The 13532-nt window shown below is 54.9% G+C and carries 15 protein-coding genes; 6 read left to right on the top strand and 9 right to left on the bottom strand.

Translation table 11 applies throughout. From position 1 onward, the window contains the following. Positions 1-35: 35 nt before the first annotated feature. Both R2K26_RS03405 and R2K26_RS03400 read right to left on the bottom strand, forming a co-directional pair. Positions 36-554, bottom strand: coding sequence for a nucleoside recognition domain-containing protein (locus R2K26_RS03405; RefSeq protein WP_316518777.1), 519 nt, complete (start codon positions 552-554; stop codon positions 36-38). Beyond that, the gene (locus tag R2K26_RS03400) at positions 542-1120 is read right to left on the bottom strand and encodes a nucleoside recognition domain-containing protein (RefSeq protein WP_316518776.1); all 579 of its coding nucleotides are present in this window, start codon (positions 1118-1120) and stop codon (positions 542-544) included. The genes R2K26_RS03405 and R2K26_RS03400 overlap by 13 nt, the downstream gene beginning before the upstream one ends. A 115-nt stretch (positions 1121-1235) precedes the next feature. On the opposite strand from R2K26_RS03400, the gene R2K26_RS03395 reads away from it, so the two are divergent. Together R2K26_RS03395 and R2K26_RS03390 are read left to right on the top strand one after the other, a co-directional pair. Then, positions 1236-2603: a Sapep family Mn(2+)-dependent dipeptidase gene (locus tag R2K26_RS03395; RefSeq protein WP_316518775.1), complete on the top strand. Its 1368-nt coding sequence runs from the start codon at positions 1236-1238 to the stop codon at positions 2601-2603. A gap of 24 nt (positions 2604-2627) precedes the next feature. Beyond that, entirely contained in the window at positions 2628-3299 is a 672-nt protein-coding gene (locus R2K26_RS03390; protein WP_316518774.1) for an HD domain-containing protein, read from the top strand. A gap of 119 nt (positions 3300-3418) precedes the next feature. On the opposite strand, the gene upp is transcribed toward R2K26_RS03390, so the two are convergent. The 5 genes from upp to R2K26_RS03365 are packed head-to-tail and all read right to left on the bottom strand — an operon-like array spanning position 3419 to position 7417. Next, positions 3419-4057: a uracil phosphoribosyltransferase gene (gene upp, locus R2K26_RS03385; RefSeq protein ID WP_308448162.1), complete on the bottom strand. Its 639-nt coding sequence runs from the start codon at positions 4055-4057 to the stop codon at positions 3419-3421. A gap of 22 nt (positions 4058-4079) precedes the next feature. Further along, positions 4080-4526, bottom strand: a complete 447-nt coding sequence (gene rpiB, locus R2K26_RS03380) for a ribose 5-phosphate isomerase B (RefSeq protein WP_316518773.1) — start codon at positions 4524-4526, stop codon at positions 4080-4082. A gap of 24 nt (positions 4527-4550) precedes the next feature. Further along, complete coding sequence (gene tsaB / locus R2K26_RS03375) at positions 4551-5258, bottom strand: tRNA (adenosine(37)-N6)-threonylcarbamoyltransferase complex dimerization subunit type 1 TsaB (RefSeq protein ID WP_316518772.1); 708 nt, start codon at positions 5256-5258, stop codon at positions 4551-4553. Positions 5259-5318: 60 nt separating this feature from the next. After that, entirely contained in the window at positions 5319-5744 is a 426-nt protein-coding gene (gene tsaE / locus R2K26_RS03370) for a tRNA (adenosine(37)-N6)-threonylcarbamoyltransferase complex ATPase subunit type 1 TsaE (RefSeq protein ID WP_308448159.1), read from the bottom strand. Beyond that, on the bottom strand, positions 5744-7417 hold the full coding sequence (locus tag R2K26_RS03365) for a formate--tetrahydrofolate ligase (RefSeq protein ID WP_316518771.1): 1674 nt from the start codon (positions 7415-7417) through the stop codon (positions 5744-5746). The genes tsaE and R2K26_RS03365 overlap by 1 nt, the downstream gene beginning before the upstream one ends. A gap of 350 nt (positions 7418-7767) precedes the next feature. On the opposite strand from R2K26_RS03365, the gene R2K26_RS03360 reads away from it, so the two are divergent. Next, positions 7768-8895 (top strand): FtsW/RodA/SpoVE family cell cycle protein, encoded by a 1128-nt coding sequence (locus R2K26_RS03360; RefSeq protein ID WP_316518770.1) that lies wholly within the window; start codon positions 7768-7770, stop codon positions 8893-8895. Positions 8896-9057: 162 nt separating this feature from the next. On the opposite strand, the gene R2K26_RS03355 is transcribed toward R2K26_RS03360, so the two are convergent. Both R2K26_RS03355 and R2K26_RS03350 read right to left on the bottom strand, forming a co-directional pair. Beyond that, positions 9058-9804: a hypothetical protein gene (locus R2K26_RS03355; RefSeq protein WP_316518769.1), complete on the bottom strand. Its 747-nt coding sequence runs from the start codon at positions 9802-9804 to the stop codon at positions 9058-9060. Between the two features lie 126 nt (positions 9805-9930). Continuing rightward, positions 9931-10260: a DUF1540 domain-containing protein gene (locus R2K26_RS03350; RefSeq protein ID WP_316518767.1), complete on the bottom strand. Its 330-nt coding sequence runs from the start codon at positions 10258-10260 to the stop codon at positions 9931-9933. A 265-nt stretch (positions 10261-10525) separates the two neighbouring features. Here R2K26_RS03350 and R2K26_RS03345 point away from each other — a divergent pair, with 265 nt between their 5' ends. The 3 genes from R2K26_RS03345 (at position 10526) to murI (ending at position 13530) form a co-directional block, all read left to right on the top strand. Further along, the gene (locus R2K26_RS03345; protein ID WP_316518766.1) at positions 10526-11308 is read left to right on the top strand and encodes a ThuA domain-containing protein; all 783 of its coding nucleotides are present in this window, start codon (positions 10526-10528) and stop codon (positions 11306-11308) included. Between the two features lie 320 nt (positions 11309-11628). Next, complete coding sequence (locus tag R2K26_RS03340; protein WP_316518764.1) at positions 11629-12702, top strand: D-alanine--D-alanine ligase family protein; 1074 nt, start codon at positions 11629-11631, stop codon at positions 12700-12702. 15 nt (positions 12703-12717) lie between these two features. After that, positions 12718-13530 carry a glutamate racemase gene (gene murI / locus R2K26_RS03335; RefSeq protein ID WP_316518762.1) on the top strand — a complete coding sequence of 271 codons (813 nt, stop codon included), beginning with the start codon at positions 12718-12720 and terminating at the stop codon, positions 13528-13530. The last annotated feature ends 2 nt before the right edge of the window (positions 13531-13532 follow it).

The following is a 13532-nucleotide window of genomic DNA, read 5'->3' as shown; positions in this document are numbered from 1 at the left end:
ATATCACAAAAACACAAAAACGTACAGAAAAAGTTTTACCCAAAAAGCCGCACCGAAAGCAGCGTGAGCAGCACGGCGGCAAGGTCGCCGCAAAGCGCCGCCGGAATCGTGTAGCGCAGCGTTTTATACCCCCGACCCGAAAAATATACCGCGGCCGCGTAAAACGTCGTTTCCGTCGAAGACGATAAAATTGCCGCCAATCGGGATATTACACTGTCCGCACCGTATGCGCTGTAAAGCTCCGTAACATACGACACCGAGCCGCTGCCCGAAAGCGGGCGCAGTAAGATGAGCGGCATAAGTTCCGTGGGGATGTTCAGCGCTTCTGTCACGGGCCGCAGCAGCGCGGAAAACAGCTCTAAAAAGCCGGATGCGCGCAGCATGGAAATGCCGACAATAAGTCCGAGCAGTGTCGGCAGCAGTTTTATCGCCGTATGCATGCCCTCCGCCGCGCCTTTTGTGAACAGCTCAAACACCGGCAGTCCTTTTACGTACCCGCACATGACCGTGAGCGCGATCACGCCGCAGACGGCCGCCGCGCCTATGCCCGCCACAGTTTTTGAAACACGCGGCACATCAGCACGCAGACGAGCAGGCTGCCGAACGAAACAAGCCAAATGTGCGGCAGAACATCATACGGGTCTGCGCTGCCGTAGGAAGCCCTAAGCATGACCGCCGCCGAGGGGATCAGCTGAAACGACGCCGTATTCATCACGACGAATAAGATCATCTCTTGCGTCGGCGCGTCGCCCGTCTGTAATTTCTGCATTTCGTCCATGGCGCTCAATCCAAACGGTGTGGCGGCGTTGCCCATACCGAGCATGTTTGCGGCAATATTCATCGATATTTTTTCGCGCACGGTTTCATTTTTTCCGTAATTCGGAAACAATCTCCTGATGACCGGCGACAGAATTTTGGAAAGCCCGTTTGTAAGCCCCGCCTCCCCCGCAATACGCATGATGCCCGTCCAAAGGCACATCGCGCCGAGCAGCAAAAGCACCGTTTCCACCGCCTGCCTTGCGCCATCCGCCGCAGCAGCGGAAAGTGCCGTCCATCTCCCCGTGCACACCGCACCGACGAACGCCAGCACAATCATCGCCATCCAGATGCCGTTCAGCATCCTACCCTCCCCTTTCATTTTATTTCTCTGCGGAAAATTACAGAGTTTTGATTGATTTTAACACAAATATGGATTATGATAGAGGTATATTCATTTGGAAAGGATGAAATGTATCATGTTCGGTGAAAAAATTCTCGATTACTGGGACGATATAATGAAAGACCTTGGCGATATCATCGCCATTCCCTCAGTCGCACAGCCGCAGGACGGCCCGTATCCGTTCGGCAAGGACGCAGCAACCGCTGTGGATAAGGCGATAGAAATTGCGGAACGATACGGCATTAAGACGAAGAACAGCGACTATTATGCAATGCACGCAGAGCTCGGCGAGGGCGAAGAAAACGCCGTTGTTATGGCGCACCTTGACGTCGTGCCGGCCGGCGAAGGCTGGGACAGCGACCCGTACACCATGGTCATCCGCGACGGCAAGGCGTTCGGCCGCGGCGTTTCCGATAACAAGGGTCCGGCAATTGTTGCGCTGCACTGCCTGCGCGCGCTGAAGGAAGCGGGCGTCGTCGGCAAACGCAAGCTGCGCGTCGTGCTCGGCTCCGCAGAGGAGATCGGCATGCAGGATATGGGCCACTACTTCTCCAAAGAGCAGATGCCCACCATGGGCTTCACCCCGGACGCCTGCTACGGCGTGTGCCACTGCGAAAAAGGCCTGTTCCGCTTTGCCGTAACCGGCAAGGTCGGCAAGAAGATCGTTTCCTTCAAGGCCGGTACTGTTGTCAACGCCGTGCCGTATAAGGCAGAAGCCGACGTGCTCTGTGATGACGACGAATTTGCAAAGCTTGTCGCAACCGCAAACGCTGCAGAAGTGAAGTTCGACATCACACGCACCGAAAGCGGCGCACACATCGTCGCAAACGGCAAGGCTGCGCACGCTTCTACCCCGGAGATCGGCATCAACGCCGCCGCGCACCTTGCACACCTGCTCGTGAACGTTTTCGGCGCAGACTGCGGTGAATTCCTCACGTTCATGGATGAGAAAGTCGGATTTGCATATGACGGCTCCAACATCGGCGTTAAGATGTCCGATGAGCCGAGCGGTGCGCTGACCTTCAACCTCGGCCTCGTGAACATCGAAAACGGCGAGGGCCGCTTCGATATCGACATTCGCTACCCGGCAACAAAGTCCGGCGCAGAGATCGACAAGATCCTTGCAAAGTCCGTGGAGGGCACAGGCCTCACCTACACGCTCATTTCCGATGAGCCGCCGCTGTACCTGCCGAAGGACGGCCCGCTCGTCAGCCTGCTTTCCGGCGCTTATGAGGACGTCACCGGCAAAAAGTGCGACGTCTTCTCCATGGGCGGCGGCACGTATGCCCGCCAGATGGGCGGCGCAGGCGTTGCGTTCGGCGCATCGTTCGACGAAGAGGAATCGAACGCGCACCAGGCAAATGAGTGCATCCATGTGGAGCAGTTCAAGCTGCACGCACAAATCTGCCTTGAAGCCATGTACCGCATGTTTACAGCGGACTGATTTTGAATTCAGGAGCGCACCATTATGGAATATACACATATCATGCCGGAGGACATTTTAAAAAACCCCGAAGTGAAGGCCTACGTGGAGGCGGGCAACAGCTGCCTTGGCGCACTGGGCTTCACAGAGCACGGCCGCCCGCACGCCAAGCGATGCAGCAACTACGCGCGGAACATTCTGGAAGCGCTTGATTACGATAAGCGCACCTGTGAGCTTGCCGCCATCGCCGGTTATCTGCACGATATCGGCAACACGGTAAACCGCGTCGACCACGCGCACAGCGGCGCCATTATGGCGTTCACGCTTTTAACGCGCATGAACATGCCGCCGGAAGAAATCGCTATCATCTGCTCGGCTATCGGTCACCACGATGAAAAAACCGCTTTCCCGGTAAACGCCGTCTCTGCCGCGCTGATCCTCTCCGATAAAAGCGACGTGCGTCGTTCCCGCGTGCGCAAAAACGCGATTATCGCAACGGATATTCATGACCGCGTGAATTACGCCGTCGTGAACGCCTCGCTGAAAATTGACAAAGAGCAGAAGCTTTGCCTTTTCAACATCACAATTGATACGGACATCTGCCCCGTCATGGAGTATTTCGAGATTTTCCTCGACCGTATGGTGCTGTGCAGAAAAGCCGCCGATCTTTTGGGGCTCACATTCGAGCTTATCATCAACGACACGCGTCTGCTGTAATCCCCCCCCGCAAAACGCAAAACATAAAAATCGAAGGAGCCGCGCCCGCTTTCGGGTACGGCTCCTTCTTCATTTTCACTCCATGAGCGTTTGCTTATAAAATTAACTTTTCCGAAAGCTTACATCGTGCCGAAGATACGGTCGCCTGCGTCGCCGAGGCCCGGCAGAATGTAACCGTGTTCGTTGAGCTTCTCATCAACGGCTGCGCAGTAAATATGCACGTCCGGGTGCGCTTCGCTCAGTGCCTTGAGGCCCTCCGGTGCTGCAATGATGCACAGGAACTTGATACTGCGCGGGCGGCTGCGCTTTACAATGGTGATCGCGTCCATTGCGGAACCGCCGGTCGCGAGCATCGGGTCAAGCACGATGACATCACGCTCTTCAATGTCGGACGGCAGCTTGTTGTAGTATTCGACCGGCTGCAAGGTATCGTGGTCACGGTAAAGACCGATATGGCCGACCTTTGCGCTCGGAACGAGCTGCAGCATGCCGTCTACCATGCCGAGACCGGCGCGCAGGATCGGCACGAACGCCAGCTTTCTGCCGGCGATGACCTTCGTCGTTGCGGTGCACATCGGGGTCTCCGTCTGCACGTCCATCAGCGGCAGGTCACGGGTAGCTTCGTAGCACATCAGCGTCGCGATCTCGCTGACAAGCTCGCGAAATTCCTTTGTGCCGGTGTTTTTATCGCGCAGGAAAGAGAGCTTGTGCTGAATGAGCGGGTGGTTCATGATAAAAATCTGTTCGTTGTTTTCCATATTGATTTCTCCGATTTCTGCCTTACAGGCGTCCGTTTTCAATATCTGCGATCTGGTCGATACGGCGCTGGTGGCGACCGCCCTCAAAGTCAAATTTGAGGAACGTGTCCACGATTTCCAGCGCGGTCTTCTCCTCGGTGACAAGGCCGCCGAGACACAGAATGTTTGCATTGTTGTGGCGGCGGGTCATTTCCGCTGCGTGGGTATCGCTGCACAGTGCCGCGCGGATACCCTTCACTTTGTTTGCGGCCATGGAAATACCGATGCCCGTGGAGCAAACAAGTACGCCGTAATCAGCCTTGCCGTCTGCCACACAGTGCGCGACCTTTGCGCCGTACACCGCATAGTCCACGCTGTCCGTGGAATAGCAGCCGAAGTCTTCGACTTCGATGCCTTTTGCTTCCAAATGCTTCTTGACGGCTTCTTTCAGAGCGAATCCGCCGTGATCCGAACCAACTGCGATCTTCATGCTGTATTCTCCTTCGTATATGGATTACTTATTGTTTTTTTGTGCGTTTTTGGCTTTCAGTTCGCGCTCCGCCTGCGGCAGACGCAGGTAGATTGGCATCAAAGCGTCCGGCGTGACCGTCTGTCCGTTTTCAACCATCTCCTGCGCCGCCATGGCAACGCCGGAGGCACGCTGAAAGCGAAGCTGCGGCTGCAAAAGCTCCGCACGGATAGCCGCAAACGTCTTATAGCAAAGCTCCGCGCCATCGCCGACAAGATAAATCTTCTCCGTAAACGTTTTGCATTCTTCCAAAAGCTCTGCAATGGGCAGTGCGCGGTCATCACAAAGACGTGTGAGCTTACCGTCCTCCGCACGGAACAGCGCATTATACACCTGCCCGCAGCGTGCGTCCATCACAGCACAGACAATACCCGTCAGCTGCCGTGCGTTCTCCGCCATGGCGCGCAGCGTGGAAACGCCCGCGCACGGGATGTTCCGCGTCATAGAAAGTCCCTTCACGCAGGAGACGCCGATGCGCACACCCGTGAACGAACCCGGCCCGGCGGAAACCGCCATGCAGGTCACATCGTCAAGCGTTTTATTCGTAAGCTTCAAAACAGATTCCACCATCGGCATCAGCGTCTGGCTGTGCGTCTGCTTTGTGTTGATATAAAATTCAGAGAGTATTTTTCCGTCCTCCAAAAGCGCGGCCGAGGCCGGTGCCGCAGAGGAATCGAGTGCTAAAATCAGCATATTTGTCGCTTTCACGCGATTTTTTGCCGCGCAAAAGCCGTCCTTTCTATCAGAAACTTATCACAGGTCTATGCCCTCAATGGTAACGATGCGCTCCGTTTCCGTCTCGCCCTTTTCCATATGGACATAAATCGTGTTTTCCGGCAAAGCGCCGTCAATGTTTTCGCTCCACTCAATGACGAGCACGTTGTCCGTATCGAGGTAATCGAAAAAGCCCGTGGAGTAGAGATCGTCCCAACCGGAAACGCGGTACATGTCAAAGTGCTGCACCGTCAGCCGCGCATCGTATTCGTTCACAAGCGCAAACGTCGGACTGGAGACCACGTCCCCGCCGCCAAGCGCCAGCACAAGTCCGCGCGTAAACGCCGTCTTGCCCATGCCCATCGGTCCCGTGAACGCGATGACCTCGCCGCCCTTGAGCTTTTCCGCCAGCTTCGCCGCGATTTTTTCGGTGTCCTGCACCGAGTGAGAAACAAACCGTTGCATCAGAACAGGCCGTGGATCACGCCGTTACCGTCGACGTCGATCTTTTCGGCAGACGGCACCTTCGGCAGACCGGGCATCGTCATGACGTCGCCCGCATACGCAACCACGAAGCCCGCGCCGTTCGAGAGGCGCAAGTCACGGATCGTAATGTTGAAGCCGGTCGGACGGCCGAGCAGCGTCGGGTCGTCAGAAAGCGAATACTGCGTCTTTGCGATGCACACCGGCAGCGCGTCGCCGCCGAGCGCCTTGATGTCCTTCAGGGACTTCATCGCCTGGTTCGTGAACGTCACGTCATCCGCGCCGTAGATTTTCTGCGCGATCGTGCGGATCTTCTCCTCCACTGTGAGATCAAGGTCATAGATCGGCGCAAAGTGGCTTTCAGGATTCTCGTCGATGACCTTGCAGACGGTCTTAGCAAGCTCCACGCCGCCTTCGCCGCCCTTTGCGAACACTTCGGAGAGTGCATACTCTACACCGAGGGACTTGCAGCAATCGTCGATGACTTTCAGCTCCGCGTCCGTATCGGTGCCGAAGCGATTGATGGCAACGACGACCGGCACGTTATATTTGTGCATGTTCTCCACGTGTGCGCGCAGGTTCTCAATGCCCTTTTCGAGCGCCGGAACATTCTCCTTTGCAAGCTCTGCCTTCGGCACGCCGCCATTGTACTTCAGCGCACGAACCGTCGCGACAACGACGATGCAGTTCGGCTTGAGGCCCGCCAAACGGCACTTGATGTCGAGGAACTTCTCCGCACCGAGGTCGGAGCCGAAGCCTGCTTCCGTAATGCAGTAATCGCCGAGCTTCAGCGCCAAGCGCGTTGCGCGCACGGAGTTGCAGCCGTGCGCAATGTTTGCAAACGGACCGCCGTGCATGATGGCCGGTGTGCCTTCAATCGTCTGCACAAGGTTCGGGTTGATGGCATCTTTGAGCAAAGCCGTCATAGCGCCATCCGCCTTGATGTCCTTCGCATAGACCGGCTTGCCGTCATACGTATATGCAATGAGGATTTTGCCGAGGCGCTCTTTCAGGTCTTTCAAATCCTTTGCAAGACACAAAATCGCCATGACCTCGCTTGCGACGGTGATGATAAAGCCGTCCTCGCGCGGGATGCCGTTCACCTTACTGCCAAGGCCGATGACAATGCTGCGCAGCGCGCGGTCGTTCATATCGACGCAGCGCTTGATGAGCACACGGCGCTGGTCGATGCCCAGCACGTTGCCCTGCTGCATGTGGTTATCGAGCATGGCACACAGCAGGTTATTTGCCGAAGTGATGGCGTGCATGTCACCCGTAAAGTGCAGGTTGATGTCCTCCATCGGCAACACCTGTGCGTAGCCGCCGCCCGCAGCGCCGCCCTTAATGCCGAACACCGGACCCAGAGACGGTTCACGCAGCGCGATGACGGCTTTTTTGCCGATCTTCGCCATAGCCTGACCGAGGCCAGCCGAGGTGGTGGTCTTACCCTCGCCCGCCGGCGTCGGGTTGATGGCCGTGACAAGGATCAGCTTGCCGTCCGGCTCGTTTTCAAGTCTTTTGAACAGGTCATCATTCAGCTTTGCTTTAAAGCGTCCGTAGGGCTCCAGCTCTTCGGGACACACGTGCAGTTCTTCCGCGATCTCCGCAATCGGTCTTAATTTTGTCTGCTGCGCAATTTCAATATCGGTAAGCATTGCAACCAACCTTTCATTTCCGTTCTTTTCCGTTTTGCCGCACGCCGCAGCATGCGGACATCGTTATACCTTATAGATTATAGCGCAAAAAGGCGTTTCCGTAAAGAGGAACGCGCTTTTTTAACGGAAAAAAATCTGGATATTGCCCCTTCCTTTTCTGTGTGATATACTAAAATAGAAATTTTGTTGAAATTTCGCTTTTTATTCCTAAAATCTTACAAAGACTTTTACGCTTTGTTTTACTTTGGTTTCTTCTGATTTTTTTGAAAGCAGGTGATCTTACGAAAGACAGCCGCATTTTCCTTGCTGTTTCGTCCTTTTTCCGCCGTACGGACAAGCTTCTTTGGCTTTTGATGCTCACAATATCCACGTTCAGCCTTATTCTTCTGAAAAGCGTTTCCCGCGCGATGAACACGGATTATTTCAAAACGCAGCTCGTCGTGACCGTTGCAGGCCTTCTCGCGGCGCTCGTGCTCTCCTTCATCGATTACGAAAGCATTGCGTCGTTCTGGTATCTCATCGCGGGTTTTTCCGTTTTTATCATGCTCTACACCATGTTTTTCGGCATCAGCGTGCAGGGCAGCGAGGGCGTCAACGCGCGCGCGTGGATCAGCCTTGCGGGCCGCACGTTCCAGACGAGCGAACTTGTGAAAATCTGCTTTATGCTGACGTATGCAAAGCACATCTCCGTTTTGCGCGTGCAAAATAAAATCAATCACCCTCTGCACGTCGTTCTGCTCGCGCTCCACGCGGCGGTGCCCGTTCTGCTCTGCCATTTTCAAGGTGATGACGGCGCCGCGATCGTTTTTTTCTTCATGTTCCTGTGCATGAGCCTCGGCGGCGGTGTGCAGCTGCGCTATTTCATTTTGCTCGGCGCGCTTGTCGCCGTGTCCGTGCCCGTGCTGTGGAAATTTGTTCTCAGCGAATATCAAATCAAGCGCTTCACATCTGTCTATAATCTGGACGACCCATCTATTCGGCTCAATGAAGGCTACCAGCAGGTGCAGGGGCGTATCTCCATCGGCAGCGGCCAGCTGACCGGCAAAGGGCTGTTTAACGGTCCGCGTGTCGAAACAAACCTCGTCACGTTCCAGCACAGTGATTTCATCTTCTCCGTTGCCGGCGAGGAGCTCGGCTTCATCGGCTGCACCGCCATCATCGTATTATTGTTATTGTATCTCCTGCGCGTGCTGTATATCGCGTCAAAGGCGAGGGACGACCTCGGGCGCTGCATGTGCTTCGGCTTTTTCGGGCTCATCGCTTTACAGTCCGTCTCGAATATCGGCATGTGCCTGGCGCTTCTGCCCGTCATGGGCGTCACATTGCCGTTCTTCTCCGCCGGCGGCAGCAGTGCCGTGTGTCTGTACCTCGGCTTCGGCCTGATACAAAGCGTATACATGCATCGCCCCGACGCCAATGTTCCTCACCTGCGCAGTACAAGAACGCTGAAAATGAACTTCCGTAAATTAAACGCCTAAACTTCCGGCAACCATGGCTAAAAGTCTTTCGTCAAGTTTTCTTCGAGAAAACTTGCGGGTTCTTAGGACAACGCCCAAGGCGGCAAAACGCCGTCTTCAGAAAAATAGCACCCGCAAAAAAGCGTATCGCTCCGAGCTTCAAAAGCCGCAAGCGATACGCTTTTATTCTTCCTGTTTTTTCACGTACAAATATGCGTTTTTTTCCTTACCCACACGCTCCAAAACACCCATGGAATACAGCACATTCGCCGCACACTGCGCCTGCGTCTGCGAGCGTCGCATCGCTTTTGCAAGCGTTTTCGTCGTAAACGGCTCCGGCAGGTCTTCGGGCAGCAAATTCAAATAATCCCAACGGCTTTCGCAGATCACTTCACCGAGCAGTGCTTCCGGGATACGCTCCCCACACGTCGCGCGCAGCTTCTTTTGCTTACCGTAACCGTCGAGATACTTGTAGTCCGTCACCTCCAAAAGCGGGATGCACAGCCGGAAATTCGGGTGCATAAGCTGATTTTTGATCTTATACAGCTCCGGGAAAACATCATATGCTGCGCCCTTTTTCGGTGATTTTCGCTTTTCAAAGATCTCACCCGTTTCGGGGTCCACCCAGCACAACCCGCGCTTTGGCGCCACAGGGTATACCACTGTCACGCGCGCCGCTTCCAGAAACGCGCCGAGCTTACGACGCAGCCGGTCAAACCCACGCGTTTGAATTTCGATGATGCCGTTTTCGCCGACAATGTCTGCCACAAAGCCGCCCACCTTCACTTCGCGGCTCTCAGAATCGGGCTCATAGTAGCTTTTCAGCGCCGCGTGCAAAGCTTTTTCCGAAAGCGTACCGATGCCGCCTGCGCCGCCAACGCGCCCCAGCGCCTCTTTTCTCGCCTGTAAAAACCGTTCCGTGTCAATCACCGTGCTCCCCCTCTCTGCCGGTTTATAAAAACAGTATATCGAAAAACATGGTAAAAAGCAACAGAAAAGGGCGGCACAGCCAAAACCGCACCGCCCTATGGGAAACACGTGAAGATTTAGAAACGGTTACGCTCTGCGCTCAAACGTGCAGCATTCCGTCTCGCTGACGACCTCCGGGTCTGCGCAACAGCAGCCCACACAGACGCAGTCCGCACTGCACTTGTGGTTATCGTTATACGTGCAGTGCTCGGCGCTGCAATGCACATCAGCTGTGGCGCTCGGTGAAGACGAGCATCCGCAGGAGTTTTCGGAGGAAGACGTGCGCTCTGCATAAGAGCCGCAGCAGGTCTCGCGGCTTTCCAGCGCGGCGGGGCCGTCCACTTGAATTTTGCGCAGCTCGCACAGGTCGTTTGCGTTGTGTCGGCAGGTCGTCACGCTGCATTTCAACTTATTCATATCGGTCCAGATCCTTTCCTTTTGAATTTCTAAGTTCGTGCCGCACTTTGGCGACTTCTTTAGCCTGCCCGCAAAGTCGAGTTTTATGCAAAAGCCACATTTGCACATTGTATGTACTGTCAAAAATTGGTATTTCATACGGTTATTTCTGTGCGTTTTTTTAAACAAAATCCCCGCAAATGCGCATTTTGTACTTGCATTTTATTAAAATGGGCGCTATAATTGTCTTAAATTACCAAAACACTACCTAAAGGAGTTATTTTACATGATTCGAGTCACTGTCTGGAACGAATATCTTCACGATGACCCAACCTTTGAGCATTGCAGCGAGGAGGCCATCAAGCAGCATCCGAACGGTCTGCACGAAACCATTGCAGACATCGTCCGCGAACTGGGCGACGAAGTTGAGGTGCGCACTGCACAGATGAAACAGCCGGAAAACGGCCTGACCGACGAAGTGCTGGAAAATACCGACGTTATGATCTGGTGGGGCCACATGGGCCATCAGTTTGTCGCCGACGAGGTCGTTGAAAAGGTCTACAAGCGCATCATGAACGGCATGGGGCTCATTGTGCTTCATTCCGGCCACTATTCCAAAATTTTCCGCAAATTAAACGGCACCACATGTTCTCTGAAATGGCGTGACGGCACCTACGAGCGTCTTTTCAACGTAAAGCCGACCCACCCCATCGCAGACGGTATTCCGGAGCATTTCGAGCTCGGCATTGAAGAGTGCTACGGCGAATACTTTGATATTGCCACCCCGGACGACGTTATTTTCGAGGGCTGGTATGACATCGGCGAAGTCTTCCGCAGCGGCTGCACCTTCACCCGCGGCTACGGCAAGATCTTCTATTTCCAGCCGGGCCACGAGACGAACGGTTCCTTCTACAATCCGTACGTCCGCCGCATCATCCAGAACGCTGTGCATTGGTGCTATAATGATAAGAACAGACGCATCACCCTCGGCGCACCGAGCATCGAAGTCACGCTCGAGCAGGCTCGCCTTGAAGGCAACACCGGCGAATACCTCAAGATGTGGGACTAACTCGCTTTTCTAAAACAGCATAATTTTACCGTTTCGCAGTCCATGGCTCTGTGTTTGCAGCGCCGCGGGCTGCTTTTCTTTTATATCCTGCCCCGAAAACCCGCACAGTGCTTGAAAAAACACGGAAGATATGGTATACTAAACCGATATCGCCCGAGCGGCGACGCGTGTGTGCGATCCGTTTCGTGTATTCGCATATTTTATACGGCAAAAGAGTAAAACTACTGGTATATTGTTCTTTTATTCTTTTGAAAATTCTTTTTGAACACTCAAAAAAGTGTTTGCGCAGTGATTTTCTGCGCGGGAAGGAGCCCTTTATCATGAAAAAAACAGTTTGCGTGATCTTCGGCGGCGCGTCTTCGGAATATGAAGTTTCGCTGATGTCCTCCGCTTCGATCATCCGAAATCTCGATACAGAGAAATTTGACATTCTCACCCTCGGCATCACAAAGGACGGTCGCTGGCTGCTCTATTCGGGTGCTGTGGAAAACATTGAAAACAACACGTGGATGAACAGCGAAACCGCGCGTCCCGCGTTCATCTCTCCCGATAAAGCGACGAACGGCCTTGTCGTTCTGAACGTAGACGGCAGCTATACCGTTTTGAAGGTCGATGTCCTCTTCCCCGTGCTGCATGGCAAAAACGGCGAAGACGGCACCATTCAGGGTCTCTTTAAGCTCAGCGGCATCCCGTATGTCGGCTGCGGCACACTGGCTTCCGCTGTGTGCATGGATAAAGCCGTCACCCACACGCTGCTTTCCGCCGCGAACATCGAGCAGGCGCACTACCTGTGGTTCTACGCCGACCGCTATTTCGCAGACGGCGAGAAGATCCGCAACAAAATCGCCGCACGCCTCAATTTCCCGGTGTTCGTAAAGCCGGCAAACGCAGGCTCCTCCGTCGGTGTCAGCAAGGTAACGGATCCCGAAAAGCTCGATGCCGCCATCCGCCTTGCCGCCGAAAACGATACGAAGGTTGTCGTTGAAGAGGGCATCGTCGGGCAGGAGGTCGAGTGCGCTGTGCTCGGCAACCGCGGCAAAAGCGTCGCTTCCCCGGTCGGCGAGATCGGTGCGGGTGCAGAATTCTACGATTACGATGACAAATATAAGAACGGCGTCGCACAGCTCTTCATCCCTGCGCGTCTGCCCGAAGACGTTGCGGAGGAAGTGCGCAAGACGGCTGTTCGTGCCTACAACCTGCTCGGCTGCGACGGCCTTTCCCGCGTGGATTTCTTCGTCACTGAAAAGGAGCATAAGGTCATTTTAAACGAGATCAACACGCTGCCGGGCTTCACGTCCATCAGCATGTACCCGAAGCTCTGGGAAAACGCCGGTACCCCGTACAGCGAGCTGCTTGAAAAGCTCATCGACTGCGCTTTCACGCGTGAAGACTAACGCGAGGCGCAATTTATGGATAACAGACCCATCGGCGTATTTGATTCCGGCCTCGGCGGCCTCACCGCCATGCGGGAGCTGATTCGCACCCTGCCGAACGAGAGTATCCTCTACTTCGGCGATACCGGCCGCGTGCCCTACGGCTCGCGCGGGCGCGAGATCATCCGCAAATACGCAAAACAAGATATGAATTTTCTCATCCGACACGACGTAAAAGCCGTGTTGGCCGCCTGTGGTACGGTCAGCTCTGTTGCCCGTGACATCGGCGATGCGCTGCCCGTCCCCTATTTTGATGTGCTGCGCCCCACGGCGCGCGCCGCGGTGGAGCAAACGAAAAACGGCAAGATCGGCATCATCGGCACCGCCGCCACCATCGCTTCCGGCTCCTACCGCAAGGAGATCGAGCGTCTCGCGCCGAAAACCGAAGTGTTCGAGCAGGCGTGCCCCTTATTCGTGCCGCTCGTAGAAAACGCGTTCGTCTCGCCGGATGACCCCATTCCGCGCCTGACGGCCGAGCGCTACTTAACGCCCATCCGTGAAGCCGGCGTAGATACACTCATTCTGGGCTGCACGCATTACCCCATCATCAGCGAGACCATCCGCCGCGTCATGGGCGAAAACGTCACGCTCATCAGTTCCGGTCGCGAAGCCGCCAAAAGCTGCCGCACCGTGCTGGAGGAAAACGGTCTGCTGTGCGACGGCAAAACCGACGGCACACAGCAGTATTTTGTCAGCGACGACACCGAAAGCTTTTATAAAGTCGCCGAGCTCTTCCTCGGGCAAAGCGTTGAAAGCTGCGTGAAATGTATAGATATTGAAAGGTACTGAGT

It is taken from the genome of Neglectibacter sp. CSJ-5, from assembly GCF_032490475.1.
GTDB lineage: Bacteria > Bacillota > Clostridia > Oscillospirales > Acutalibacteraceae > Hominenteromicrobium > Hominenteromicrobium mulieris.
The sequence above is the reverse complement of the archived record's forward strand: the minus strand, read 5'-3'. Positions and strand labels throughout refer to the sequence as shown.